Below are 24640 nucleotides of genomic sequence, written 5' to 3' on the forward strand. Positions count from 1 at the left end.
TCAATCGGTGGTCGCAACACCGGCTTGATGAAGTGAGTGTAGGTGTTCGGCGAAGGCTTCCGCGGGAGTGCGCCAGCCGAGGGTTTTCCGCGGCCTGGTGTTGAGGGTATGGGCGATCGCTGCCACGTCCTCGGCCGACCATCTTGAGAGGTCGGTCCCTTTTGGAAAGTATTGGCGTAACAGGCCATTGGTGTTCTCATTGGTACCGCGCTGCCACGGACTCTTCGGATCAGCGAAGAACACCTTGACTCCGGAGGCGACCGAGAACTGGGCGTGCGCCGACAGTTCCTTGCCCCGGTCCCAGGTCAACGACCGACGCAGTTGCGCGGGCAACGTGGTGATCGTCTGTTCCAGAGCGTTGGCCATCGTGATGGCGCCATAGCCGGCCAACGCCGGCCCGTTCTTGGTCCGCGGAATTATCCCGTAACCAACTTCACGTGGCAGATGGACCAGCATGGTGAACCGGCTGCTGCGCTCGACCAGCGTGCCGATTGCACTGCGCTGCAAGCCAATCAGGAGATCACCCTCCCAATGTCCGGGAACAGCGCGATCATCGACCTCGGGTGGGCGTTGGCTGATCAACGTCTCAGGGGTGACATGGGCCCACGCCTTGGACCGCGTTCGTGCCCGCGGTACCCGCAGTGCCCGGCCTCGGCGCAGGCAGCTGACCAGATCCCGCTTCAGCGCACCGCGAGATTCGACGTACAGCGCTTGATAGATGGCCTCGTGGCTGATCCGCATAGTCACATCATCGGGGAAGTCCAGCGGGAGCCGTCGAGCGATCTGTTCTGGACTCCATGCCTGCACCCAGGCCCGATCACCCCGGTGCGGCTTGTTGCGTCCCTTCCACGGGGCGGCGGCGGGACCGACGATGACCTGGCCATCAGCGCCGCGAACGACGCCGGACAGTTTGTCCTGGACGTACTGACGCAGCCGGTCGTTGCTAACGAGCTTGGCGGTCTTGGGGCGGCGGGCGCGCCGCTCGGCGTGCCACTGCGCAGTGGAGGCCTTATAGTCGAGTCGATAGGTGCGGGTCGAGGCATTGCGGCGCAACTCCCGTGAGATGGTCGACGGTGCACGCTTGAGCCGCCGGGCGATCTCACGCACCCCGGCGCCCTGGGCGCGCCACAACGCGATGTTCTCACGTTCATCCGAGGACAGGTAACGTCCCGAAACTGTTTCTGGCAAGCATGGATTCACTCCACCAGCGTGACGGAACCAGCGGAACCCAACCGGCGACGACACGCCCGCTTCGGCAGCGGCGTCCTCAGTCATAGCCCCCGCAGCGATCGCCGCCCAGAACCTCACCCGATCCTGACGCCACGCCACCGACGGCCGACCCGGAGACGGAATCTGTCCCCGATACAACCGAACCGCCCGCTGCCGATCCAACACACCCATTCCACACCTCCATAATCGAGGTGTTGCGACGATCAGTTGAATCCGCCCTGCGATCCGGCATCGGAGTGACATCGCAAGCCCTCCAACATGATTCCGCGGGACCACCGCGCCATTTCAACGGCGTCGAGGACCATCGTGGTCCGCATATGTGAGGCGACCCGCCACCCGACGATCATGCGACTGTAGGCGTCGGTGATGAAACAGACGTAGGCCACACCCGCCCAGGTCGGCACGAACGTCAGGTCGGTCACCCACAACTGGTTGGGTGCTTGCGCGGTGAAGTCGCGCCCGACCAGATCGGGATGCCGATGCGCTGCCGGGTCAGTTCGGGTGGTCTTGACCCGTTTGCCGCGGCGCGCCCCCTCGATGCCCGCCGCACGCATCAGCCGAGCCACCTGGTCACGGCCCACGTCGTAGCCGGCCCGACGTGCGGTTTTCCACAGCTTGCGGGCCCCGTAGACGCGGTAGTTGTCCTCCCAGAGCTGCTCGAGGACGGGTCGCAGGACCGCGTCGCGCAACGCGCGCACTGACGCCGGCCTGGTTTTTGCGTCGTAGTAGGTGCTCGGGGCCATCGACACGCCTGCGCTGCGCAGGACGGTGCAGATGAGCTCGACCCCGAACTCCTCGCGGTTGTCGTCGATGAACGCGATTATTTGCGATGTTGGCGGTCGAGCTCCGCCCCGAAGAAACTGGCTGCTCGCTTCAGGATCTCGTTGGCGCGCTTGAGTTCTCGGTTCTCTTGCTCAAGATCTTTGATGCGTTGCGACTCCGCGGTCGACACCCCGGGGGCGTGCCCGTCATCGATATCGGCTTGGCGCACCCAGGACCGTACCGACTCGACCCCGTAACCGAGCTGGTCGGCCACCCGGGCCACCGTGCCCTGGGAGGTACCCAACTCCGTTCTCAACGTCCGCACCATGCGCACCGCAGCGGCCTTCTCCTCCGGGCTATAGCGGCGCGTGGTCGGCTTCCCCGGTGACTGTTCCTTCGGCATGACTCCATCCTCGTTTCCAAGGTCAAGAGCCTCCAACAAACCCAGGGCGATTCAATTCAGTCTTGCCGTCCGCGGTCACTTTGGCGGTGGCTTTGTCACCGTCGACGTTGATGTCGGAGATTTCGCCGCGCGCGGAGGTGTCGACGCTGGCCTCGGGCACCTCGATACCGAGGTCAATGAGGATGCTGGTGTCGACCGGTTGCATGCGCTTTTGATCAGCCGCGCAGAAGAACTGCTTGGTCGCGGCGAGCGAGCCGTCCGTCTTGGCCATGTCGGCGAAGATTTGTTCGATCGCCCGGGCGTCGCTGGACGTGCCGATCCCACCCACGAAGAACAGGACGCCCACGGCAAGAAGCGCCACGACGAGGACGCCGCCCCCGATGAGAAGACCGCGGCCCCCCTTGCCGGAGTTTTGCGGCGGCATGCCGTACCCGTAGGGGCCACCGCTGTATCCGTGGCCGCCGGGCGCACCGTAGTGCGGCGGCGGTGAGCTTGAGTACTGCGGCGTCGTTCCGTATCCGCTGGCCGTGCCGTACGGTGCGTGCGGGATAGGCGCAGGTTGCGGCGCACCATAGGGCGGGTGCCCGCCATACGGCGGCGGTTGCTGCGACCTTGAGTTCTGCCCCCCCCCGGGATATGTCACGACGGCTCCTTTGTTGAACGTTGTCAGCACAATAACGCCGGTCGCGATACCCGCGACGCACCAATCTGGGGCGAGAACCGCCCCCAGCTCCCCGTCACCTACAGTCGAACGTCGCATTCCAGACCTGGAGGCGCCAGCCGGCCAAGGAGGCAGGAGCGGTACCCAGCGTGCGGTTTCCCGAGTTGCGCCGTGAAATTACTGTGCCACTCCGAGTCCGATACAAGCGCTGAAACTAACCACGGGGTCGGGTGTTCACGGGAGGGGAATGTCGGGTCGGTAGTGGCGGAGCCAGGTTCCGATCGTGCCAGTGGCCCAGTTGGTTTCGAATTCGGAGGGAAAGATCAGCGCGTTGGGTGTGCGGTGGGTCTGTCCGCTGGCCAGGCGCGAGCCGTTGAGGCGGTCATGCATACGCAGCGCTCTTGGGGCTGCTGTCGGTGCGGGTTGCACGGTGCCAGCGCCCATGATGCCCAGGGCGGTTGCCGAGTGCGCCATACTGGCTGCCGCGTTGACAATCCCGCTGATCGGGAGGATGACGACCTTGGGCCGGCCGGCAACGGTCACGTTCTGCTGCTGGAAGCGGTCGATCGCGCTCCACGGCAGGTCCACGACGGTGTTGGCGTCGATTCTGCGCATTCCAGTGGGGGAGAGCACCAACCGCTTGTGCTGGCGGTAGTCGGCCGCCAGTTGGCGACGCTTCTGTAGGTAGAGGCCCGCGGGGACGGCGACTGCAGTCGCCACGCTCAGCGGGTAATACAACGCTGGCAGATCCGCAAAGATGAGCCCGAACACGATTAACGACAGGATCAACACCCCGATCGCGATCAGGATCAGCAGCGGGATGAACCGCACCAACGTCTTGTCGGGACGTTGGATGCTTCGCAGTTCGACCTGCTCACTGAAATCTGGAGGCGAAGTCGGGTTCACAGCGCCGGTCACCTTCCCTTCGGATCGACACGCAGCAACAGTCAGATCGGCGACGGTTCACATGGTAAGCACACACCACGGGCTTGTTGCGCCACCTTTTCGGAACACTCGGTGGGTTAGCGTCGTCCTTATGCACACCGCGTCGACCACCCTCACGACGCGTCACCGACGCATCTGCGCTGCCACACGCTCCTCACGCCGATCACACCAGGACGGCGCGTCGCTCCGGAAGGCGACACGGTGATCGCATCGGTGGACACGACCGTGACGATCGCTTTGTTTGTCGCGCTGATTCCGGCCGTCGGCGCGGCATTCATGATCGGAATCCATCTGATGATGTTGGGCGACAACATCTCTGCAGACCGTCCTCGCCGCATCTGGGGGATCTATGCCGGGGTCATCGGGGTCCCGCTGTCGGCGGTCGCGATCTATCTCACCGCCGCGGTACTCGCCTGGAAGGCACACGGACTCACGTTCTACTATCCGCTGATCGGACTCGCAGCCGGCGCTGCGGCAGTCGTCGGAATCAGCGCGCTGGCTGACAAGCTGGCACGGCGACGGTAGGTGACAGGCCCCCGCAGCGAGCAGCCCGTCGTTCACTCGCCATCGCGGGGCAGGGCGAACCTGCTTCCGCCCACCGACGTCAGACCAACGTGTGTCCGGGTCGGGCGCTACGCCAGTTCCTGCGGGGTCAGGCCGTCCGCTCCCAGGGAGCAGAAGGGGCACGGATCGTTGTGCTCACTTCCGTAGTCGGCATAGGCCGCGACCTGACTGACCACGTTGAGGGCGGTGTCGCCATCGAGTACCGGTAATGCCTCGGGGAACCGATCGAGTGCACCAACAGACGCGACCAACGGGAGTTCACTTCGCTCCGCGCCGGTCACGTCCACTGTGACCTGCCCATCGACGAACAACGTGTACATGTCGTGTTCGGGGAACCCAAAGTTGAACCGCAGCACCCACCAGGCCCCAGCCTGCCAGGCCGCGAACGGAAAGAACTTGTATCCCGTGCGCTTCCACTCGGGACTCACCGCAAGATCGACATCCGGGTTCGGCCCGCTGTCGCGTCTGGCATCCATGTCTACAAAGACTAAGCCGAGACCCGCCGCAGCCATTCGAGAAAGATATAGCGATTCGGTACACCCACCGGGCGGGGCGCATCGTCAGCGTGACTCGGCAGGCCAGCCCGGAGTCGCGGGTTCTGTTGGGAAGTTCGATCGTGGATGCGAACCTTCAGTGAGAATTTGTCGCCGTTCTGGTGGGTCAGGGGCCTTGTCCACGCAAGTGGCTAAGCCTCGATCCACCGATGAACTGGCTGGTTATGGGGTGTCGGAATGAGGAAAGTGCCCTTCCCTGGGTGTCAGGGTGAGTTGAGTCCACTGGTACTTAGCAACTTGGCAACTTGGCTTGATCTCGGGGCGAGAACGGAATCACCTGAACCATGACGACGACGATGGCTGCTGTGCGCGAGACTGGAGCGGTGGCACCTTCACCGCGATCTGATGGCCCGCGCCGGCGGCGCTCGATTTCTCCGGCGCAGAAGCTGGCCCACCTGGATGCCTATGAGCAGGCCTGTACGACCAACGATGGTGGGGCGTACCTGCGCGGTGAGGGGTTGTATTCCTCGCAGATCGCCGAGTGGCGCAAACAACGCGATGCTGGGGTGTTGGAAGGCAAGGCACCTGGGGAGAAGGTCGGTAAACTCACCCGCGAGCAGGCCGAGATCGCCCGCCTGAAAAAGGAACTCGCCCAGGCCAATAATCGGCTGGCGACCACCGAGGCTGCCCTGGGGATCATGGGAAAAGCACACGCGCTCTTGGAGTCTCTCTCCGAGAGCGCGGACACCGACACGCCGCCGACCAAGCGCTGATGGATGCCTACAACGATCTGCGGGGCTGATGGATGCCTACAACGATCTGCGGGATATCCAGATTCCGACCCGCAAGGCCGCGGAGGTGACCGGCATGCACCGCTCGACGGCCACTCGACGCGCCAAACCCGCGCCGGCGCCTGCCGATCGGGCACCACGACCGGTCCCGGTCAACAAGCTCACCGAGTCCGAATGCGCCCGGGTGGTTGAGGTGCTCAACAGTGCCCGGTTCGTCGATGCCGCGCCGATGCAGGTGTGGGCCACGTTGCTCGATGAAGGCAGCTACCTGTGTTCGGTGTCGACGATGTACCGCGTCCTCAATGCCAACAAGCTGGTCAAGGAGCGCCGTCGGCTGGCCCGGCACCGCAAAGCGGTCTGCCCGGAACTGGTGGCCACCGCGCCGCGGCAGGTGTATTCGTGGGACATCACCAAACTGGCCGGCCCGGTCAAAGGGGTCTACTACGACGCCTACGTGATGATCGACATTCACTCGCGTTACATCGTCGGGGTCCATGTGCACGCCCGCGAATGCGGCCAGCTGGCCAAGGAGATGATGGAACAGATCTTCGGCACCTACGGCATCCCACACGTCGTGCACGCTGATCGGGGCACCTCGATGACCAGCAACACCGTCGCCGGACTGCTCTCGGATCTGGGCGTCATCCGCTCGCATTCGCGGCCCAAGGTATCCAACGACAACCCCTACAGCGAGTCCTGGTTCAAGACCTTGAAGTATGCGCCGGCGTTCCCGGAACGCTTCGAATCCATCCATCACGCGAGGGATTTCATGGACCGATTCGTGCAGTGGTACAACCATGAACACCGCCACAGCGGCATCGGGCTGCACACACCCGCCGATGTGTTCTACGGCCTCGCCGGCGGGAAAGACACCCAGCGCCGAGCCGTGCTCGCCGACGCCAGGGCGCGCCACCCACGCCGATTCGGCCGCGACACCGCACCCAAGGTCATCGACCTACCTGAATCCGCGGCGATCAACCCACCCAAACCGGCCGAACAGGAGACCGAAACGGAAGCCGCTTAACACCCACTGGACTCAAACACCTTGACAAATTCCGGATTGAGCACTGGTCCATTAGGTCGCTACTGGGTGTCCCCACGCTCGTCCTGTTGTTCGCGATGATGAGCCGGAAGGCGATGAGTGTGAATGATCTACGTAGGAGACGACTGGGCCGACGATCACCACGACGTGTGGGTGATGGATGAGCAAGGGCAGCATCTAGTGTCGCGCGTCTGAAGTTTGTTTACGAGTGTGGGGCAGGATTTCGTCGGCGGTCTTGGTCCACACGAATGGGTGGGCGCGTTGGTTCCAGCCCTCGATGAAGGCGCTGATGGCAGCGATGAGTTCTTTAACGCTGTTGAACGAGCCCCGGCGGATTGCTTGGCGGGTGATGATCGAGAAGAACACCTCGACCAGGTTCAACCAGGAGCCTGAGGTCAGGGTGAAATGCAGTGTCACGCGGGGATTCTTGACCAACCACGCATTGATGTCAGCGTGTTTGTGGGTGTGGTAGTTGTCGCACACCACATGCAGTTTGCGGCGCGGGTAGGCCCGGGCGACCGTCTTGAGGAAATCGAGGAACTCGGCTTTGCCGTGCCGCTCGTAGCAGCGGTCGGTCACTTTGCCGGTTGCGATTTCCAAGGCGGCGAACAACGTGGCGGTGCCGTTGCGCTGATAGTCGTGGGTCGCCTTCTCCGGCAGTCCCGGACGCAACGGCAAAATCGGCTGGGTGCGGTTGAGTGCCTGAATCTGGCTCTTTTCGTCCACGCACAACACGACCGCCTTTTCTGGCGGGTTCAGATACAGGCCGATCACGTCACGGACCTTGGCCTCCAGTTCAGGGTCGGTGGAGAACTTGAACGTCTCGCGCCGCCACGGTTTGACCCCGTAGCGTCGCCACGCCCGGGCCACCGTGGCATCCCCGATCCCGAGGTGCTTTCCGAGCAGTCGACTCGACCAGTGGGTCACGGCCAACGATTCCGGTGGCGGCTCGAGCGTGGTCGCCAGGATCTCGGCGTCATCGACCGTCTTGGGTCGGCCGCTGCGTGGTTCGTCATCAAGCCCCTCAATGCCGAACGCGGCGAACCGATCCCGCCACTTGATCACCGTCGGCCGCGACACCCCCACCTGCCGCGCCGCACCCGAGGTCCCCGCACCGTCGGCCACCGCCAGCACGATCCGCGCCCGCTCAACACGGCCGGCAGGCACCGTCGAGGACCGCGTCCACGACTCCAACGTCACACGATCTTCAGAACTGATCACCAATGTGGATGACGGCATACACCATCATCCCACACTGTAAACTAATTAATGACGCGCGACACTAGCCAGTGGCCGGGTGTCTGAGGGCTGGACTGGGATCGCGGCGTTTCACGCGCTGGTGGCAGCTCACTGTGAGGACTCTGAACAGGTGGTAGTCGGTATCGAGACCGACAACGGGTTGTGGGTGCAGGCCCTGCACGCGGTTGGCTACCGGGTGTATGGGATCAATCCGCTGTCGGCCTCTCGGTACCGCGACCGTCACTGCGTGTCGGGGGCGAAGTCCGATGCCGGCGACGCCAAGATACTGGCCGACCTGGTACGCACCGACCGCCACAACCACCGCCAACTAGCCGATGACAGCAGCGCGGTCCACGCGATCAAGGTATTGGCCCGCACCCATCAGTCACTGGTGTGGGCACGCACCCGCCACAGCAATGCTTTACGGGCCGGGCTCAGCCAGTACTACCCGGCCGCACTCGCGGCGTTCCCCGACATCGACGGCCGCGACGCGTTGGCGGTGTTGCAACGCGCCCCCGATCCCTCCGCAGGCGCAACGTTGAGCCTGTCCAAGATCAGCTCTGCCCTCAAAGTCGCTGGACGCCAACGCAGCATCGATGCCCGCGCCCGAGAGATTCAGACTGCGCTGCGCAGCCCACAACTACATACCTCTGATCAGGTTGTAGCCGCACTGTCGGCAAGTACCACCGCCACCGTGGCGGTTCTGCTTGTTCTCAACACCCAGATCAGCGAACTGCAAACACAGCTGACCGACCATTTTGAGACGCACCCGGACGCCGACATCTACCTCTCCCTACCAGGACTCGGTGTCATCCTCGGCGCCCGGGTGCTCGGTGAGTTCGGGGATGACCCGAACCGCTACACCGATGCCAAGTCTCGCAAAAACTACGCCGCCACGTCGCCGATCACCGTGGCCTCGGGCCGGCGACGAGCCGTGATAGCCCGCCACATCAAAAACCGGCACCTGGCCGATGCCATCGACATGTGGGCCTACTCCAGCCTGCGCGCCAGCCCCGGCGCCCGCACCTTCTACGACCAGCACCGCGCCGCTGGCGACACCCACCACCAAGCACTACGAGCACTAGGTAACCGATTCATCGGCATCCTCCACGGCTGCCTCCGCCACCACACCCACTACAACGAACACACCGCCTGGGCACACCGCACACCCAACGCCGCTTGACCGTTACAACCTAGGGATGTCTCGCGGCTGGTGATTGTGCACAGACGCTGATTCATCCACAGACCACGCAAAAGGCGTCCGCCGCCGCAGCGCGTGGGCCAGACGATCACTGGTATGAACCCACAGCTGATGCGTCTGTTCGACGACCAACGGGGTGTGGCCACCAGTGGTCAGATCCTCGGTCTCATCACGCGATACGCGTTCGACCAGGCATTGAAAACCGGTGTACTGGAACGGATCTGGCCGGGAATCTATTGCCTCGGTGAGCCGACCGAGCCGTTGCTGCTGCGCGGCCTGGACCTGTCGGCGGGCACGAGGGTTGCGGCCTGCCTGACGACCGCCGCAGCGTTGCACGGATTCGACACCGAGGGCTCGACGGATCTGCACGTGCTCAACCCACCGCGGCATCAACTTCGATCCGTCGACGGTCTCGTGGTTCACCGCCGTGAAGGCGCCCCGCTGACCGTCATCGACGTCGACGGGGATGTCCGATATGTCACCGCGCCGGCATGGACGGCGGTGGAGGTGGCTCGCGCGCTGCGTCGTCCGCGGGCGTTGGCGACGCTGGATGCGGCCCTGCGCAGCGGGAAGTGCACGCGCGCCGACGTGTGGCGCGCGGCGCTGGATCAGGCCGGGCGCCGCGGCATCGTGGCGGTGCGCAATCTCATCGCGCTGGCCGACCCGCGCGCGGAGTCCCCGATGGAGAGCGAGGCCCGCCTGATGATGCTCGACGCCGGCCTTCCGGTACCCGAGCTGCAGCACGAGGTGATCGACGGGATGGGCAAGCTGCGTCGTCTGGACTTCGCCTGGCCCGAGTGCCGCGTCGCCGTCGAGTACGACGGGGACGACTGGCACGGCAATCCGGATGCGTTGCGCAACGACCGGGTGCGTGCGGCGGCGCTTTCGGACGTCGGCTGGCTCGTGATCGCGATCGTGTCCGAGGACGTTCGGCTGCGTCCGCAGGAGACGGTCGGGCGTATCGATCGGCAGTTGGGTCTCGCTCGCGCCGCGTGAGCGTGCGCGGACTGCTGGGGGTTGACGGCGTGGCGTGGGGCAGACGCGCACGCTCACGGTGCAGGGAGACCCCGAGCGCCAGAAAAGCTACGGGCCGATGTTGCGGGACGGGCGGGTCCGCAGGTCGTGGACATACTCCGGCGGTGCGCCCGCGATCTCGGCGGCGTCGGCCATGACGCCGATGTAGCGGGCCGAGGGCAGGCCGCCCTCCCACGCGTCGACGACATACAGCCAGGCCAGGACCGGGTCGGTGGTGGTGTCGGACGAGAGGCGGTCGACGCGGCAGCGGATCTTCTTGTGGATCCCCAACTCGGCGCCCTCCCAGCGGTCGAGGGCCTCCTCGTCTTCCTTGGTCATGTCGTAGAGCACGACGAACACCTTGGACAGCGGGTCCTCGACGACGGTGGCCAGCGCGCCTTCCCAGCCGATGTCCTCACCGCCGAAGGTCAGCCGCCACCCGTGCAGCCACCCGGTTCCCGCCATGGGCGAGTGGGGAGCGCGCTGGAGCATTTGCTCCGGATGCATGTTGGACCCATACGCGGCGTAAAGCGGCACGGTAAGACAGCTTAGTGGGCATCGCACGTTAGGTTGGTGCAGTGGTTACCCGCATCGTGATCCTCGGCGGTGGCCCCGCCGGATATGAGGCGGCCTTGGTCGCCGCGGCCCGTGGACCGGAAGTCGCAGATGTCACCGTCGTCGACTGTGACGGCATCGGTGGCGCGTGCGTGCTGTGGGACTGCGTGCCGTCGAAGTCGTTCATCGCCGCGACGGGCGTGCGCACCGAGCTGCGGCGCGCACCCAGGCTGGGCTATTCGATCGATTTCGAGCAGGCCAAGGTCGGTCTGCCGCTGCTCAACGAGCGGGTCAAGGCGCTGGCCGCGGCGCAGTCGCGCGATATCGCCGACCGGCTGCGCAGCGAGGGCATCACCCTGATCGCGGGCCGCGGTGAGCTGATCGACGACGTGCCCGGCATGGCCCACCACCGCATCAAGGTGACCGGGCACGACGGCACCGTGCAGCAGCTCACGGCCGATGTGGTGCTGATCGCCACGGGTGCGAGCCCTCGCGTGCTTCCCAACGCCGAGCCCGACGGTGAACGCATCCTGAACTGGCGCCAGCTCTACGACCTGGACACCCTGCCCGAACACCTCGTGGTCGTCGGCTCGGGTGTCACGGGCGCGGAGTTCGTCAACGCCTACACCGAGCTCGGCGTCGACGTGACCGTCGTGGCCAGCCGCGATCAGATCCTGCCGCACGAGGATTCCGACGCGGCCGCCGTGCTGGAGCAGGTGTTCGCCCAGCGCGGCGTGACGCTGGTCAAGAACGCGCGTGCCGAGTCGGTCACCCGCACCGGCGACGGGGTCCTGGTGACGATGACCGACGGCCGCACGGTCGACGGCAGCCACGCCCTGATGACGGTCGGTTCGGTGCCCAACACCTCGGGCCTGGGCCTGGAGCGTGTCGGCATCGAACTCGGCGCGGGTGGCTACCTGACCGTGGACCGGGTCTCGCGCACCCAGGTGCCGGGTATCTACGCGGCGGGTGACTGCACGGGCCTGCTGCCGCTCGCGTCGGTCGCGGCGATGCAGGGACGCATCGCGATGTACCACGCGCTCGGGGAGGCCGTGGCGCCCATCCGGTTGCGCACGGTCGCCGCCGCGGTGTTCACGCGTCCGGAGATCGCGGCCGTGGGCGTGCCGCAGGCCAAGATCGACGACGGATCCGTGCCGGCCCGCACCCTGACGCTGCCGCTCGCGACCAACGCGCGCGCCAAGATGTCCAGCCTGACCCACGGTTTCGTGAAGATCTTCTGCCGCCCGGCCACGGGTGTGGTGATCGGCGGTGTGGTCGTGGCGCCGATCGCCTCGGAGCTGATCCTGCCGATCGCGCTGGCGGTGCAGAACGGCATCCCGGTGTCCGAACTCGCGCAGACGTTCTCGGTGTACCCGTCGCTGTCGGGCTCGATCACCGAGGCCGCGCGCCAGTTGATGCAGCACGACGACCTGGATTGATCAGGTTTGACCGGCCCGGCAACCGGCAAATCTGAGGCGTGCCACGTAGCCTGAGAACCGTGACTGTCCCGAAACCGGCTCCGGGCGACGGGCAAACCTTCCTGGGGCCACAGCAACGGGCGCAAGCCTGGGAGCAACTCGGCAATCAACAATTTGACGTCGTCGTCATCGGAGGCGGTGTGGTCGGCGCGGGCGCCGCCCTGGATGCCGCGACGCGCGGCTTGAAGGTCGCGCTGGTCGAGGCGCGTGATTTCGCCTCCGGTACCTCCAGCCGCAGCAGCAAGATGTTCCACGGCGGCCTGCGCTATCTCGAACAGTTGGAGTTCGGGCTGGTCCGTGAGGCGCTGCACGAACGTGAACTGTCGCTGACGACGCTGGCCCCACATCTGGTGAAGCCCTTGCCTTTCCTGTTCCCGCTCACCAACCGGTGGTGGGAGCGGCCCTACGTGGCGGCGGGCATCTTCCTCTACGACCAGCTCGGCGGCGCGAAATCGGTTCCGGCGCAGAAGCATCTGACCAAGGCCGGTGCGTTGCGCCTGGCGCCCGGACTCAAGCGCAGCTCGCTGATCGGCGGAATCCGTTACTACGACACCGTTGTCGACGACGCCAGGCACACCATGACCGTCGCGCGCACCGCGGCCCACTACGGTGCGGTGGTGCGCAGTTCGACGCAGGTGGTCGCGCTGCTGCGCGAGGGTGACCGGGTGACCGGCGTGCGGGTGCGTGACTCCGAGGACGGCTCGGTCACCGAGGTCAACGGCCACGTCGTGGTCAACGCGACGGGCGTGTGGACCGACGAGATCCAGGCGTTGTCCAAGCAGCGCGGCCGCTTCCGGGTGCGGGCCTCCAAGGGCGTGCACATCGTGGTGCCGCGCGACCGTATCGTCAGCGAGGTCGCGATCATCCTGCGCACCGAGAAGTCGGTGCTGTTCGTGATCCCGTGGGGCACGCACTGGATCATCGGCACCACCGACACCGACTGGAATCTCGATCTCGCGCACCCGGCCGCGACGAAGGCCGACATCGACTACATCCTGGGCCACGTCAACACCGTGCTGGCGACACCGCTGACCCACGACGACATCGACGGCGTCTACGCGGGACTGCGGCCACTGCTGGCCGGTGAGAGCGAGGAAACCTCCAAACTGTCACGCGAACACGCCGTCGCGGTGCCCGCGCCCGGCCTGGTCGCGATCGCGGGCGGGAAATACACCACCTACCGCGTGATGGCCGCCGACGCGATCGACGCGGCCGCGGAGTTCGTGCCGACGCGCGTGGCACCGTCGATCACCGAGAAGGTTCCGCTGATGGGCGCCGACGGGTACTTCGCGCTGATCAACCAGACCGAGCATGTGGGACGGCAGTACGGCCTGCACCCGTACCGGGTGCGGCACCTGCTGGACCGTTACGGCTCGCTGATCGGCGAGGTGCTCGCGCTCGCCGACGGCAAACCTGAACTGCTCGAGCCGATCACCGAGGCGCCGGTGTACCTCAAGGTCGAGGCGGCCTATGCCGCGGCGGCCGAGTCGGCGCTGCACCTCGAGGACATCCTGGCCCGGCGCATGCGCATCTCGATCGAGTACCCGCACCGCGGCGTCGAGTGCGCGCGCGAGGTTGCCGAAGTGGTTGCCCCGATCCTGGGATGGAGCGGCGAGGACGTCGACCGCGAGGTCGCCACCTACGCCGCCCGGGTGGACGCCGAGGTGCGCTCGCAGCAGCAACCCGACGACGAATCCGCCGATGCGCTGCGGCAGGCCGCGCCCGAGGCCCGCGCCGAGATCCTCGAACCGGTACCGCTCAATTGAGACGCCCGGCGGCGTCCCCGAAGGGCCTGCCGGAACGTCCGGGGCACGAGGGGATCGGTCCGGCACGTCTCAAGGTCCAGGGCGGCCGGTTGGTCGACGAACTCGAGCGGCGCTTCGGCGCGGGATGGAAAGTCCGCGCGGGCGAGGTCTTCTCGCGTGACGGCACGGTTCTCGACGAATCCACGGTGCTACCACCGGGAAGCCACGTGTATCTGTACCGGGATCTGCCCGACGAGGTCGTCGTGCCGTTCGACATCCCGGTCCTGTACCGCGACGACGACATCGTCGTGGTCGACAAGCCGCACTTCCTCGCGACCATGCCGCGCGGCGCGCATGTCACGCAGACCGCGCTGGTGCGGTTGCGACGTGAACTCGATCTGCCCGAACTCGCACCGGCGCACCGCCTCGACCGGCTGACCGCGGGCGTGCTGCTGTTCACCGTGCGCCGCGAACTGCGCGGTGCATACCAGACCATGTTCGCGCGCGGCGACGTGCAGAAGACGTATCTCGCGCACGCCGAGGGCGTGCCGAAGATCGCGTTGCCCGCGACGCTGCGCAGCCGGATCGTCAAGCACCGTGGACGATTGCAGGCTTTCGAGGAGCCGGGGGAGCCCAATGCCGAGACGTATGTCGAGGCCGTGGGCGACGGGCTCTACCGGTTGACCCCGCGCACCGGACGCACGCATCAACTGCGGGTGCACATGGCGTCCATCGGCCTGCCGATCACCGGTGATCCGTTCTATCCCACCGTGATCGACGTGGCACCCGGCGACTTCGGCCGCCCGTTGCAGCTGCTGGCCCAGCGGTTGATGTTCGACGATCCGGTCAGCGGTGCGCGCCGCGAGTTCGTGAGCCGCCGCACCCTCGGGTGAGGTTCGCTCAGCGTGAGTGACTCAGCCGGGCCATTTCGTGCGGCCGTCGCCGTGGTCGAGCAGCAGATGAAGCTCGTCTGACCAGGCGTGGGCGCGCTGGTGGTCGAGCACCTTGCGGGTCAGGGCGGCCAGCAGGCCACACAACACGGTGATGGCTGCCCACAGCGCGACGGCCGATCCGGTCGCGTACGCCCTCGCCGTCGTCGGGGAGATGGGCGGCGGAACACGCTGGCCCTTGGCGTCGACCCAAATCTGGACCTTGTCGCCCGGCTGGACCTTGCCGGTGGGACGCAAGGCGCCCGTGTGTTCCTCGCCGTTGACGTTCCACTTGATGCCGACGATGCGGACGTTGGCCCCTTCGACGTTGGACTGGCTGTCGTTGACCACCGTGGCGTCGACCTGATGACGCGTCTGCGCCTGCACGGTCGCCTCACGGAGTTGGTCGGCATGGACCTCGTCGCCGAACGAGATCACGTACGGGATGACGAGGACGCTGACAACGATCGCCAATACGACGGCGAGAGCCTCGATGCGGTCGGTGCGTCGAACGAGCGGATTCTTACCGAGGGCACGCAGCACCCACCATCGACGCCGGCTGGTGACGGGCACTTGTCACCCGCCTTGTTTCGGGGGTGTTACGGCCATGTATCCCATGCTGACACCGGGTTCCCCTGACTTGCCAGTAAGTAATGGCTGGTGGAGGCCAATATCACACCGGGTGCGCAGGGAGGCGCAGGGCACATGTTCTACTGACGCGGTGGATCGCCAGAGATTCGAGCGCCTCTTCGACATGTCGGATCGTACGGTCATCGTGACCGGGGGTACCCGCGGCATCGGGTTGTCACTCGCCGAAGGGTTCGTGCTCGCCGGTGCGCGCGTGGTCGTCGCGAGCCGCAAGCCCGACGCGTGTGAGACCGCGGCCGCCCATTTACGTGAGCTCGGCGGCGACGCCGTCGGGGTACCCGCGCACACCGGTGACGTCGACGATCTCGGCGCAGTGGTGGAGCGCGCGGTCTCGGAGTTCGGCGGCGTCGACGTCGTGGTCAACAATGCCGCCAACGCGCTGGCGCAGCCGCTGGGGAAGATGACGCCCGAGGCGTGGGCCAAGTCGTACGAGGTGAACCTGCGCGGCCCGGTGTTCCTGGTCCAGCACGCACTGCCGTACCTGCAGAAGAGCCAGAATGCCGCGGTGCTGAACATGGTCTCGGTCGGTGCGTTCAATTTCGCGCCCGCACTGTCGATCTATGCGTCGAGCAAGGCCGCGCTGATGTCGGTCACCCGATCCATGGCCGCCGAGTTCGCGCCGTCGGGGATCCGGGTCAACGCGCTGGCCCCCGGACCCGTGGACACCGACATGATGCGCAAGAACCCGCAGGAGGCCATCGACGCGATGACCGCGGGGACGCTGATGAAGCGTCTCGCCCATCCGGACGAGATGGTGGGCGCCGCGCTGCTGCTGTGCTCGGACGCGGGCAGTTACATGACCGGTCAGGTGGTCATCGTGGACGGCGGCGGAACTCCTCGCTGAACGCGCGCACCACGCCTGCGGTCGACGCCAGGATCTGACTGCGGTTCTCGACGTGCAGCGCGGCCTCGAGGCATCCGGCATCCAGGTTCGCCCACAACACCTGTTTGGTCGATTCGACGCCGAATTTGCCGTAGCTGCAGAGCGTTTCGGCGATCTCCATGGCCTCGGCGGTCACATCGGCGCACACGCGCGAAACCAGCCCGAGCCGTAGGGCTTCGGTGGCGTCGACCGCACGCGCGGTGAGGATCAGGTCGAAAGCTGGGCCCGCACCGATGATCCGGGGCAGGGTGTAGCTGACGCCGATGTCGCATCCGCCGATGCCGAGTTTGATGAACTGCGTGCAGAAGCGTGCCGATTCGGCGGCCAGCCGGATGTCGCTCGCGGCGGCCAGCGCGAAGCCGCCGCCGTACGCCGGCCCGTTGACCGCGGCGATCACCGGCTGACGCAGCCGGTGCAGTTTCACCGTGAGGTTCGCGATGCGTTCCTGCCACCGCATGCCCGAGCGCGGGAACTCCGTCCCGCCTGCGGCCTCGGGCGGATTCGGCGCACTCAGGTCCAGGCCCGAACAGAAGCCGCGACCGGCCCCGGTGAGCACCACGACGCGGCAGTCGTTGTCGGCGGCGACGTCATCGAGGGCGCCGTGCAGCGCCTCGACGAGTTCGTACGAAAGCGCATTGAGTTTTTCGGGCCGGTTGAGCGTGAGGACGGCGATGTCCGGGCGTGGACGGGTGACATCGAGCGGGGTTGCAAGCGACATGAGCCGCAGACTAGACGGTCGGTTCAGTCGGTACTGCGCCATCCGTTGACGCCGACGGCGATCATGCGCATCTGTTTGACGGCCGTGCGGTGGATGGCCTCGATGGACTCCGCGTCGGTGGCGTCCTCGAGCGCCTCGGCCAGCGAGATCATCGCGTTGACGAACAGGTTGGCCAGGATGTTGAGATCCTCGCTGCTCCAGTCCTTCAGCGCGGGGAACCGGGCCAGGTCGATCGCGAGTTCGGAGGTGATCAGGCGGATCTCGGTGCGGATGGCATAGCGCAGCGCCGAGGCCCCACCGGACCGCTCGCGGGCGATGAACCGCCAGTGCTCACGACGCTCGTTGAAGCTGCCGACCAGGATCTCGGCCGACGACTCGATGACATGGTGCGGGTCGAGTTTTCCCGCGCGCGCACCGCGCAGCATGTCGCGCAGCGAGCGGAACGACTCGTCGATGAGTACCAGGCCCAGTGCGTCCATCGAGTCGAAGTGGCGGTAGAAGGCGGCTGGGACGATACCCGCCTCGCGGGTGACCTCACGCAGGCTCAATGCACTGAAGCTGTGGTCCTTGAGCAGCTTGAGCGCAGCGGCGATCAACGCCCGGCGGGTGGCCTCTTTGCGCTCCTCGCGGGTCAGGGTGTCACGCGACCGCGACGTTTCGGATCGTCGTGTTCGGGTACTCGGTGTACGTCTGTTCACTGATGTGAACCGTAGCACAGAAAGCGAATTGATCGTTGACATCTCCCGTCGAACGCACGCATGGTGTACACATGTTCACTCAAACGACCGCCGCCGGATTCGGCCGGCGGTTGCTGGCCGGATCCCGCATGGCGAGGCTGGCCGATCTGTTGACGGGCCCGCACGGTGTGGATCGCTACACCGAGCTGGTCGAGCCCACCTGGTCGCGCCACGACGCGCGCGCCAGGGTGGTCGCGGTGCGGCGGCAGACGCCGCGCAGTGTCACCCTCACGCTGGAACCCAACGGCGCGTTCACCGGTTTTCGGGCCGGTCAGCACATCAACCTGTCTGTCGAGATCAACGGCAGGCGACGCACGCGGTGCTACTCACCGGCCAGCGCCGAGGGCGCCGACGCGATCGAGCTCACCATCGGCCGCCATGACGGCGGTCTGGTGTCGACCTACCTGTGTGATCACGCCTACGCCGGCATGGTGCTGGGGCTCGACTCGGTCGGCGGCGATTTCGTCCTGCCGGACACGCCGCCGGAGCGGATCCTGTTCGTCTCGGGCGGCAGCGGCATCACCCCGGTGCTGTCGATGCTGCGCACGCTGCGTGCACAGGCGTTCACCGGAGAGGTCGGCTTCCTGCACTATGCGCGCAGTGCCGACGAGGCGTGCTACCGCGACGAGCTCGACGGCATCCGCGCGGCCATGCCGCACCTGCGGGTGCTGCACGGGTACACCCGCGACGCGCACGGCACCGACCTGGTCGGGCGATTCGGCCCCGACCACCTGGCCGCCGCGCTGCCGGGGAATCGTCCCGACGCCGTGTACGTCTGCGGCCCAAAGGATCTGGTCGCCGCGGTGGAAGAGCACTGCGACAATGTGCGATCCGAGTGCTTCGTGCCGCCGACGTTCTCGGCATCGGCGTCCGGCGGCACCGTGACCTTCACCGACAGCGCCGTCGCGGTGACCGACGACGGACAACCACTGCTCACGCAGGCCGAGGCGGCCGGGCTGACCCCGCTGAGCGGATGCCGCATGGGCATCTGCCACAGCTGCACGCGGACCAAAACCCGTGGCGCCGTGCGCAACCTGATCACCGGTGCGGTTTCCGGCACCGACAACGAAGACATCCAGATCTGCGTCACCGCACCCGTCGGTGACGTCGACATCGACCTGTGAGGACTCTGATGAGTACACCCACCTACACCCTGACCCCTGACCAGGCCGAGGAGTTCGGGCGCGAACTCGACGCCATCCGTGAGCGCGTGATCGCCGACCTCGGCGAGCGCGACGCCACCTACATCCGCAACGTCATCAAGGCCCAGCGCACGCTGGAGGTAGGCGGCCGGGCGCTGCTGTTCGGCGGCATCTTCCCGCCGTTCTGGCTGGCCGGCACCGCGATGCTGGCGGTGTCCAAGATCCTGGACAACATGGAGATCGGGCACAACGTCATGCACGGCCAGTACGACTGGATGGGTGATCCCGCGCTGTCCAGCAAGACATTCGAGTGGGACACCGCGTGCCCGGCGGATCAGTGGCGGCACTCCCACAACTACATGCACCACACCTACACCAACATCGTCGACATGGACCGTGACATCGGATACGGCATCCTGCGGATGAGCCCCGATCAGAAGTGGAGCCCGTACTACCTGGGCAATCCGGTCTACGCGTTCCTGCTGATGGTGCTGTTCCAGTACGGTGTCGCGCTCCACGAGCTGGAGACCGAACGCATCCGCGCCGGCGAGATCAGCATTGCCGACAAGCGCGAGGTGCTGCGTGAGATCTGGCATAAGACCAAGGCGCAGACCGTCAAGGACTATGTGGCGTTCCCACTGCTGGCGGGTCCGTTCGCGCCGCTGGTGTTCGCGGGCAACCTGACCGCCAACCTCACGCGCAACGTGTGGGCGTTCATGATCATCTTCTGCGGGCATTTCCCCGAAGGCACCCAGGAGTTCTCGCGCGAGCAGGCCGAGAACGAGTCTCGCGGCATGTGGTACTTCCGGCAGCTGCTCGGTTCGGCGAACCTCACGGGTGGCAAGTGGTTCCACATTCTCAGCGGCAACCTGTCGTTCCAGATCGAGCACCACCTGTTCCCGGACATCCCTGCGCACCGCCACGCCGAGATCTCGGCAGAGGTCCGTGAGATCTGCGAACGTTACGGCCTGCCCTACAACAGCGGCCCGCTGGTCAAGCAGTTCGGCACCGTGGTCCGTAAGATCGTGCGGCTGGCGTTCCCGTGGGGCAGCAAGCCCGAGAACCCTGAACCGGCTGGGAAACCGGCTGAGACGCCGGCCGAGCCGGTGTCCGATACCGAGCCGGAAGCCGAACTGGCACTGGCACACTGACCCCACCACAAGTATCCGCTGCGCGACTGTGCGTCGCCAATGCCGACGGTCAGCGAAACAGGTACTGCACGAACAGATTCCATGGGTCGGTGTAGCGGTGGGTGATGTCGGCCGCGCCGGCCTCGCCCAGTAGCCGAACCCAACTGACGACGTCGAGTTCGTACACGTCACGTTCCTCGCGGGACCGGAAGGCGTAGTCGACCTGCTCGATGCACCAGTGGCGCAGGATCGCCTCCCATGCCTCGGTGAGCGCGGAATCCGTGGGCGCCGAGTCGATCGCGTGGGCCACCGCGCGTGCGGCCCGCCGCACGTAGACGTCGAGGAAATGATCGACGAGCGTTTCGTCACCGGGGGACAGGGCGATGTCGTTGTAGCAGTCGGCCTCGTTGAGGATCCCGATGCCGGATCGGGACCGCAACGCCGCGACAACCCGTCGCAGGATCTCCAGCTTGCCGTCACCGGTCATCCCGAACGCCTCGCGCTGCGCGGCGTTCTCGCCGGCGTGGTGATGTAGTGTCAGGCTGCAGACGACGACGTCGGCCGGCGGCGCAGCGGCCGATGCCACGGGAGCCACCACGGAGTGGAAGTCCACGTTCCCGGGAAGCCGCTGCCGCACGGCCTGGTGTGCGTCCGGGTTCGGATCGATGAGTGTGAACGTCCCCGAGGGAAGCGAATCGAGAAGTCCGTGCCACAGGGCACCGTTGCCACCCCCGATCTCCACCACGTGCCAGTCGCTACGCCCGTGCAGTACCGCGCTGATCGCCTCGCGGTTGTGGCCGTATATCGCGTCGACGAACGGTAATTGCGTCCACGCGTTGTAGAGACTGTCAGGCCCGAACGTGGTGTTCCACGCCTCGGTGTCGATTCGTCGCAGACGCGCGCGCAGTTCGGTCAGCGCAGCGAACTGCTCCCCGCGGGGCAGGATGGTCAACCTGTCGAGCGTGGCGGTCCACGTGCGCGATGTCATCGCGTCTTCTGACGCCGGACATGGCGCAAGTATTCGCGGTGCGGCGAAACTGTCCGAAGCGATCTCCCCGCAGCTCAGCGCAACAGGCTTGCCGAAGCCGTGTCACGGAGCCAGCGTTCGGCCTTCTCCGGTGACCAGCCGTTGTCGTCGAGCAGCGTGAAAAACCCGGTGTACCCGAAGAAGAACCACAGCACATCCACAGCATCTTTGACGGTGATCCCAGGTTTGAGTGCATTGAGTTCACAGAGTCGCGTTGCCACGATGTGCATTGCGGCCCGGTAACGCTCGGTCGCCACGTGAAGTCTCTCGGCCGCGGTGTCGTCCTGCTGCGCTGTCGTGAGCACTATCCGCATGACGTCACCCCAGTCACCACGCATGCGCCGTACCGCGGAGGAGGTGAGTTCCATTACCGCGTCGGCGGTCTCGGCAATGTTGATGGCGGCATACGCTTCGGCGACCTCGGGCGCCTGGGTCCACTCGTCGACCAATGTGTGCAGCAGTCCCTGCTTGCCTCCCGCAACGGCGTAAACCGTTGCGGGGGAGACGCGTGCGCGGGTCGCGATGTCGTCGACCTTGGTGCGTACATAACCACGTTGTGCGAACAGTTCACGTGCGGCGTCGATGATTGCTCGCCGTGTCAGTTCTGCGTACTCGGCGCGGCGAGATGTCCCGCGCGGTTGTTCGCTCATGCCGTCAGCGTAACGAGCAGGGTGGCCAACTCCGGACAATGGGTGCAAACTGGAATCATTAGAGTCTAGCTCTAGTGAGTACACCCTTCCTCCGATTCCGGGAGAGTCAATGCTGCAAGTGCACCCCACGATGGTCGACGAGCTCGCGATGTCCATGCCTGAGCGCGTGCACCTCCCCGGCTCACCCGAGTACGGCGACGCCGTGGCCATCTGGAACGGCGCGGTGACGGAACGTCCTGCCGCCGTGGTGCGTCCCACGTCGTCCGGCGATGTGCAGAACGTCGTGCGGTTCGCGCACGAACAGCGGATCCCGGTCACCGTGCGGGCCGGCGGACATGACTGGGGCGGCCGGGCACTCAACGAGGGTGGGCTGGTCATCGACCTGTCGTCGATGCGGAAGGTCTACGTCGATCCGGCCGCGCGCGAGGCGCTCGTCGAGGGCGGCGCCACCGCCGAGGACGTCGTGCAGGCAGCTGAGCGGCACGGGCTCACCGCGGCCGCACCGAACCTCGCCGACGTCGGTTTCACCGGGTTCACCCTCGGCGGTGGCTACGGCCCGCTCAACGGGATCGCCGGCCTCGGTGTCGACAACCTGCTCGAGGCACACGTGGTTCTCGCCGACGGACGGTCGGTCACCGCGAATGCCGGCGACGAGGCGGATCTGTTGTGGGCGCTGCGTGGCGGAGGCGCGAATTTCGGCGTGGTGACGCATCTTCGGGTGCGTCTGCACCCGGTTCCTCACCTGGCCACCGGCGTGCTCATGTTCCCGTGGGAGCAGGCGGCAGAGGTGATGCGCCGTTACGACGCACTGGCGCCGTCGCTGCCGGACGGCCTCACGGCGCAGATCGGGGTGATCCCCGCTCCCGACGGCGGGCCCGTGGTGTTCGTGGCGCCGTACTGGGTCGGCGACCCCGACGAGGGTGACCGATGGGTGGGGGAGTTGCGGCGACTCGGAACGCCGGTGGTCGATCAGGTCGCGCCGATGTCGCCGAGTGCCCAGCTACGCCTGCTCGATCCTCTCGTACCGCGCGGACGGCACTACGAGATGCGCACGGTCAACGTCGAGACGCTGTCCTCAGGGGTGATCGATGCACTCGTGGCTGCCGGCTCGTCGCGTACGAGCCCCGCGAGTGTGCTGGCCCTGCACCACTTCCACGGTGCGTCGACGCGCATCGGCGTCACAGACACCGCATTCGGTCTGCGCACACCGCATTTCCTGGTGGAGATCGTCGCGGCCTGGGACGCCGATTCCGGCGAGGACGGCGAACGGCATCGGCACTGGGCGCAGTCGACTTTCGACGCGCTCGGCGCTCATGCGCTGCCGGGTGGCTACCCGAATCTCATCGGCCCGGACCAGCGGAACCAGGCTGACGCCGCCTACGGCCCCAACGCCGAGCGCCTCCTCGCCGTCAAGGACCGGTGGGACGCGGGGAACGTCTTCACGGCCATTCCTCTTCCGTCGCGATCGGTCACGTCCTGACGCGAGCGGCTTCGGCCGACACCCCGAGCCGCTGAGCAACGGCGCCCACGGCTCGGTACATATCGAATGCCCGTAAAAGCACTCGGGCACAAGCGATCAAGGAGATTGCTTCGATGTTTGCAACTTGCGGCGCCGGTGCCACGATCACCGGTCCGGACGCGCTCGCCGAGCGGTTCGTCCGTGAGACCGAACCCGTCCGGGACTTTTTGATCCGCAACGCCATCCGGCTGACACACCAACGTGCCGACGCCGAGGACCTCGTACAGGAAACCCTGCTCAAGGCGTACCTGTCCTTCGGCAGATACCGAGAGGGCAACCATCTCAAGGCCTGGCTGGCGCGGATCATGTCCAACGCGTGGATCGACAGGCACCGGTCGGCCCAACGGCGTCCGGCAGAACAACTCAGCGCCGAGATGGCCGACCTCAGGTTCAGCGCCGAGATGCTCTCTGCGGGTAGGGGCTGGGTGGATTCCGCGGAGACACAGGCCCTGCAGTCGATGCCGGGTGATGCGGGTATCGCGCTGGCGATGCTGCCGCCCGAGTTGCGCGACATCGTGTACTACGCCTGTGTCGCCGACTACCGGAACACCGAGATCGCGGTGCTGCTCGGCATCCCGGTGGGTACGGTGGGGTCACGGCTGCACCGCGGGAAAGCCCTGCTGCGCGAGGCCCTCTCACCTTCGACCGATACCGGCCAGGCGCCCGACGAGACAAGGATGGCAGGATGACAGCACTTCCCGGCTGGGCCGCGGACCTCGGCATGTCGCCGCACCCGGAAGGGGGCTGGTACGCCGAGACCTGGCGCAGCGACCTGACCATCCCACAGGACGCACTACCCGACGGCTACGCCGGCCCCGCGCAGCGCGGGCACGGCCATCCTGTTCCTGCTGATGCCGGGGCAGGAATCCGCGTGGCACACCGTCCGCAGCGCCGAACTGTGGCTGTACCACCGCGGCAGCCCACTGTTGCTCGAAGTGGGGGCCGAGATGGCCGATACCACAACACATCTGCTGGGTTCCGACATCGCCGCAGGACAGCGGCCGCAGGTATTGGTACCGCCAGGACACTGGCAGCGCGCCCGTCCTCGCGACGACGAACCCACGCTGGTCAGTTGTGTCGTCGCACCCGGCTTCGACTTCACCGATTTCACGATGCACACGTGACAGGGCATC

At 66.2% G+C, this 24640-nt stretch carries 21 protein-coding genes, 4 pseudogenes and 1 other annotated feature; of the genes and pseudogenes, 13 read left to right on the top strand and 12 right to left on the bottom strand.

The window, feature by feature from the left end:
* The 4 genes and pseudogenes from AT701_RS08810 to AT701_RS08830 form a co-directional block, all read right to left on the bottom strand.
* Nucleotides 1-1401, bottom strand: a complete 1401-nt coding sequence (locus AT701_RS08810) for an IS30-like element ISMsm8 family transposase (protein WP_011728521.1) — start codon at nt 1399-1401, stop codon at nt 1-3.
* A 47-nt stretch (nt 1402-1448) separates the two neighbouring features.
* A pseudogene (locus AT701_RS34135) lies at nt 1449-2395 on the bottom strand (IS3 family transposase); the annotation flags it as partial.
* Nucleotides 1965-2096, bottom strand: a sequence feature (AL1L pseudoknot). It overlaps the preceding pseudogene by 132 nt.
* 22 nt (nt 2396-2417) lie before the next feature.
* Entirely contained in the window at nt 2418-2819 is a 402-nt protein-coding gene (locus AT701_RS08825; protein ID WP_058125673.1) for an Rv0361 family membrane protein, read from the bottom strand.
* A gap of 471 nt (nt 2820-3290) precedes the next feature.
* Complete coding sequence (locus AT701_RS08830; RefSeq protein WP_014877175.1) at nt 3291-3974, bottom strand: hypothetical protein; 684 nt, start codon at nt 3972-3974, stop codon at nt 3291-3293.
* A gap of 252 nt (nt 3975-4226) precedes the next feature.
* On the opposite strand from AT701_RS08830, the gene AT701_RS08835 reads away from it, so the two are divergent.
* A complete protein-coding gene (locus AT701_RS08835) occupies nt 4227-4526 on the top strand; it encodes a hypothetical protein (RefSeq protein WP_223495458.1) in 300 nt (99 codons plus the stop codon).
* 107 nt (nt 4527-4633) lie between these two features.
* Here the strand turns inward: AT701_RS08835 and AT701_RS08840 are convergent, their stop codons facing one another.
* On the bottom strand, nt 4634-5077 hold the full coding sequence (locus AT701_RS08840) for a hypothetical protein (protein ID WP_162267861.1): 444 nt from the start codon (nt 5075-5077) through the stop codon (nt 4634-4636).
* Between the two features lie 338 nt (nt 5078-5415).
* Here AT701_RS08840 and AT701_RS08850 point away from each other — a divergent pair.
* Nucleotides 5416-6874, top strand: a pseudogene (locus AT701_RS08850) (IS3 family transposase).
* 195 nt (nt 6875-7069) lie between these two features.
* Here the strand turns inward: AT701_RS08850 and AT701_RS08855 are convergent.
* Nucleotides 7070-8131, bottom strand: a complete 1062-nt coding sequence (locus AT701_RS08855; RefSeq protein ID WP_058125415.1) for an IS630-like element ISMsm5 family transposase — start codon at nt 8129-8131, stop codon at nt 7070-7072.
* Between the two features lie 37 nt (nt 8132-8168).
* Between AT701_RS08855 and AT701_RS08860 the strand changes: the two are divergent.
* Both AT701_RS08860 and AT701_RS08865 read left to right on the top strand, forming a co-directional pair.
* A pseudogene (locus tag AT701_RS08860) lies at nt 8169-9314 on the top strand (IS110 family transposase); the annotation flags it as partial.
* 114 nt (nt 9315-9428) lie between these two features.
* Entirely contained in the window at nt 9429-10328 is a 900-nt protein-coding gene (locus AT701_RS08865) for a type IV toxin-antitoxin system AbiEi family antitoxin domain-containing protein (RefSeq protein WP_058125678.1), read from the top strand.
* An 87-nt stretch (nt 10329-10415) separates the two neighbouring features.
* On the opposite strand, the gene AT701_RS08870 is transcribed toward AT701_RS08865, so the two are convergent.
* Nucleotides 10416-10883: a gamma-glutamylcyclotransferase family protein gene (locus tag AT701_RS08870; protein ID WP_011727858.1), complete on the bottom strand. Its 468-nt coding sequence runs from the start codon at nt 10881-10883 to the stop codon at nt 10416-10418.
* Nucleotides 10884-10924: 41 nt separating this feature from the next.
* Here AT701_RS08870 and AT701_RS08875 point away from each other — a divergent pair, with 41 nt between their 5' ends.
* Genes AT701_RS08875 through AT701_RS08885 form a run of 3 tightly spaced genes read left to right on the top strand, consistent with a single transcriptional unit; the run spans nt 10925 to nt 15017 of the window.
* A complete protein-coding gene (locus AT701_RS08875) occupies nt 10925-12340 on the top strand; it encodes an NAD(P)H-quinone dehydrogenase (RefSeq protein ID WP_011727859.1) in 1416 nt (471 codons plus the stop codon).
* 59 nt (nt 12341-12399) lie between these two features.
* Complete coding sequence (locus tag AT701_RS08880) at nt 12400-14145, top strand: glycerol-3-phosphate dehydrogenase/oxidase (protein WP_058125679.1); 1746 nt, start codon at nt 12400-12402, stop codon at nt 14143-14145.
* Complete coding sequence (locus AT701_RS08885; protein WP_058125680.1) at nt 14142-15017, top strand: pseudouridine synthase; 876 nt, start codon at nt 14142-14144, stop codon at nt 15015-15017. The genes AT701_RS08880 and AT701_RS08885 overlap by 4 nt, the downstream gene beginning before the upstream one ends.
* A 21-nt stretch (nt 15018-15038) precedes the next feature.
* On the opposite strand, the gene AT701_RS08890 is transcribed toward AT701_RS08885, so the two are convergent.
* Entirely contained in the window at nt 15039-15626 is a 588-nt protein-coding gene (locus AT701_RS08890) for an Rv1733c family protein (protein WP_058125681.1), read from the bottom strand.
* 148 nt (nt 15627-15774) lie between these two features.
* Between AT701_RS08890 and AT701_RS08895 the strand changes: the two genes are divergently transcribed.
* Nucleotides 15775-16545 (top strand): SDR family NAD(P)-dependent oxidoreductase, encoded by a 771-nt coding sequence (locus tag AT701_RS08895; protein ID WP_011727863.1) that lies wholly within the window; start codon nt 15775-15777, stop codon nt 16543-16545.
* Here AT701_RS08895 and AT701_RS08900 read toward each other — a convergent pair.
* Together AT701_RS08900 and AT701_RS08905 are read right to left on the bottom strand one after the other, a co-directional pair.
* The gene (locus AT701_RS08900) at nt 16514-17302 is read right to left on the bottom strand and encodes an enoyl-CoA hydratase/isomerase family protein (RefSeq protein ID WP_058125682.1); all 789 of its coding nucleotides are present in this window, start codon (nt 17300-17302) and stop codon (nt 16514-16516) included. The two genes, AT701_RS08895 and AT701_RS08900, sit on opposite strands and share 32 nt — an antisense overlap.
* Before the next feature lie 23 nt (nt 17303-17325).
* Nucleotides 17326-18000: a TetR family transcriptional regulator gene (locus AT701_RS08905; RefSeq protein WP_058125683.1), complete on the bottom strand. Its 675-nt coding sequence runs from the start codon at nt 17998-18000 to the stop codon at nt 17326-17328.
* 71 nt (nt 18001-18071) lie between these two features.
* Between AT701_RS08905 and AT701_RS08910 the strand changes: the two genes are divergently transcribed.
* Together AT701_RS08910 and AT701_RS08915 are read left to right on the top strand one after the other, a co-directional pair.
* On the top strand, nt 18072-19163 hold the full coding sequence (locus AT701_RS08910) for a ferredoxin reductase (RefSeq protein ID WP_058125684.1): 1092 nt from the start codon (nt 18072-18074) through the stop codon (nt 19161-19163).
* Between the two features lie 8 nt (nt 19164-19171).
* Nucleotides 19172-20332, top strand: coding sequence for a fatty acid desaturase family protein (locus AT701_RS08915; protein WP_058125685.1), 1161 nt, complete (start codon nt 19172-19174; stop codon nt 20330-20332).
* Nucleotides 20333-20381: 49 nt separating this feature from the next.
* Here AT701_RS08915 and AT701_RS08920 read toward each other — a convergent pair whose 3' ends face one another.
* Nucleotides 20382-21299, bottom strand: a complete 918-nt coding sequence (locus AT701_RS08920; protein ID WP_058125686.1) for a class I SAM-dependent methyltransferase — start codon at nt 21297-21299, stop codon at nt 20382-20384.
* A 74-nt stretch (nt 21300-21373) separates the two neighbouring features.
* A complete protein-coding gene (locus AT701_RS08925; protein WP_058125687.1) occupies nt 21374-21988 on the bottom strand; it encodes a TetR/AcrR family transcriptional regulator in 615 nt (204 codons plus the stop codon).
* A gap of 109 nt (nt 21989-22097) precedes the next feature.
* Between AT701_RS08925 and AT701_RS08930 the strand changes: the two genes are divergently transcribed.
* The 3 genes and pseudogenes from AT701_RS08930 to AT701_RS08940 all read left to right on the top strand — a co-directional run bounded on the left by AT701_RS08930 (nt 22098) and on the right by AT701_RS08940 (nt 24631).
* Entirely contained in the window at nt 22098-23468 is a 1371-nt protein-coding gene (locus AT701_RS08930; protein WP_058125688.1) for an FAD-binding oxidoreductase, read from the top strand.
* Nucleotides 23469-23581: 113 nt separating this feature from the next.
* Nucleotides 23582-24196, top strand: coding sequence for an RNA polymerase sigma factor (locus AT701_RS08935; protein ID WP_003893132.1), 615 nt, complete (start codon nt 23582-23584; stop codon nt 24194-24196).
* Nucleotides 24193-24631: pseudogene (locus tag AT701_RS08940) on the top strand (cupin domain-containing protein). The gene AT701_RS08935 and the pseudogene AT701_RS08940 overlap by 4 nt, the downstream one beginning before the upstream one ends.
* The last annotated feature ends 9 nt before the right edge of the window (nt 24632-24640 follow it).

Origin of the sequence: Mycolicibacterium smegmatis (genome assembly GCF_001457595.1) — a bacterium.
GTDB lineage: Bacteria > Actinomycetota > Actinomycetes > Mycobacteriales > Mycobacteriaceae > Mycobacterium > Mycobacterium smegmatis.

Coding starts and splice junctions, on each gene's coding strand:
- AT701_RS08810 (WP_011728521.1), bottom strand. CDS start 1,401: ATGGGTGTGTTGGATCGGCAGCGGGCGGTTCGGTTGTATCGGGGACAG.
- AT701_RS08825 (WP_058125673.1), bottom strand. CDS start 2,819: ATGCCGCCGCAAAACTCCGGCAAGGGGGGCCGCGGTCTTCTCATCGGG.
- AT701_RS08840 (WP_162267861.1), bottom strand. CDS start 5,077: ATGGCTGCGGCGGGTCTCGGCTTAGTCTTTGTAGACATGGATGCCAGA.
- AT701_RS08855 (WP_058125415.1), bottom strand. CDS start 8,131: ATGCCGTCATCCACATTGGTGATCAGTTCTGAAGATCGTGTGACGTTG.
- AT701_RS08865 (WP_058125678.1), top strand. CDS start 9,429: ATGAACCCACAGCTGATGCGTCTGTTCGACGACCAACGGGGTGTGGCC.
- AT701_RS08900 (WP_058125682.1), bottom strand. CDS start 17,302: ATGTCGCTTGCAACCCCGCTCGATGTCACCCGTCCACGCCCGGACATC.
- AT701_RS08910 (WP_058125684.1), top strand. CDS start 18,072: ATGTTCACTCAAACGACCGCCGCCGGATTCGGCCGGCGGTTGCTGGCC.
- AT701_RS08915 (WP_058125685.1), top strand. CDS start 19,172: ATGAGTACACCCACCTACACCCTGACCCCTGACCAGGCCGAGGAGTTC.
- AT701_RS08920 (WP_058125686.1), bottom strand. CDS start 21,299: ATGACATCGCGCACGTGGACCGCCACGCTCGACAGGTTGACCATCCTG.
- AT701_RS08925 (WP_058125687.1), bottom strand. CDS start 21,988: ATGAGCGAACAACCGCGCGGGACATCTCGCCGCGCCGAGTACGCAGAA.
- AT701_RS08930 (WP_058125688.1), top strand. CDS start 22,098: ATGCTGCAAGTGCACCCCACGATGGTCGACGAGCTCGCGATGTCCATG.
- AT701_RS08935 (WP_003893132.1), top strand. CDS start 23,582: ATGTTTGCAACTTGCGGCGCCGGTGCCACGATCACCGGTCCGGACGCG.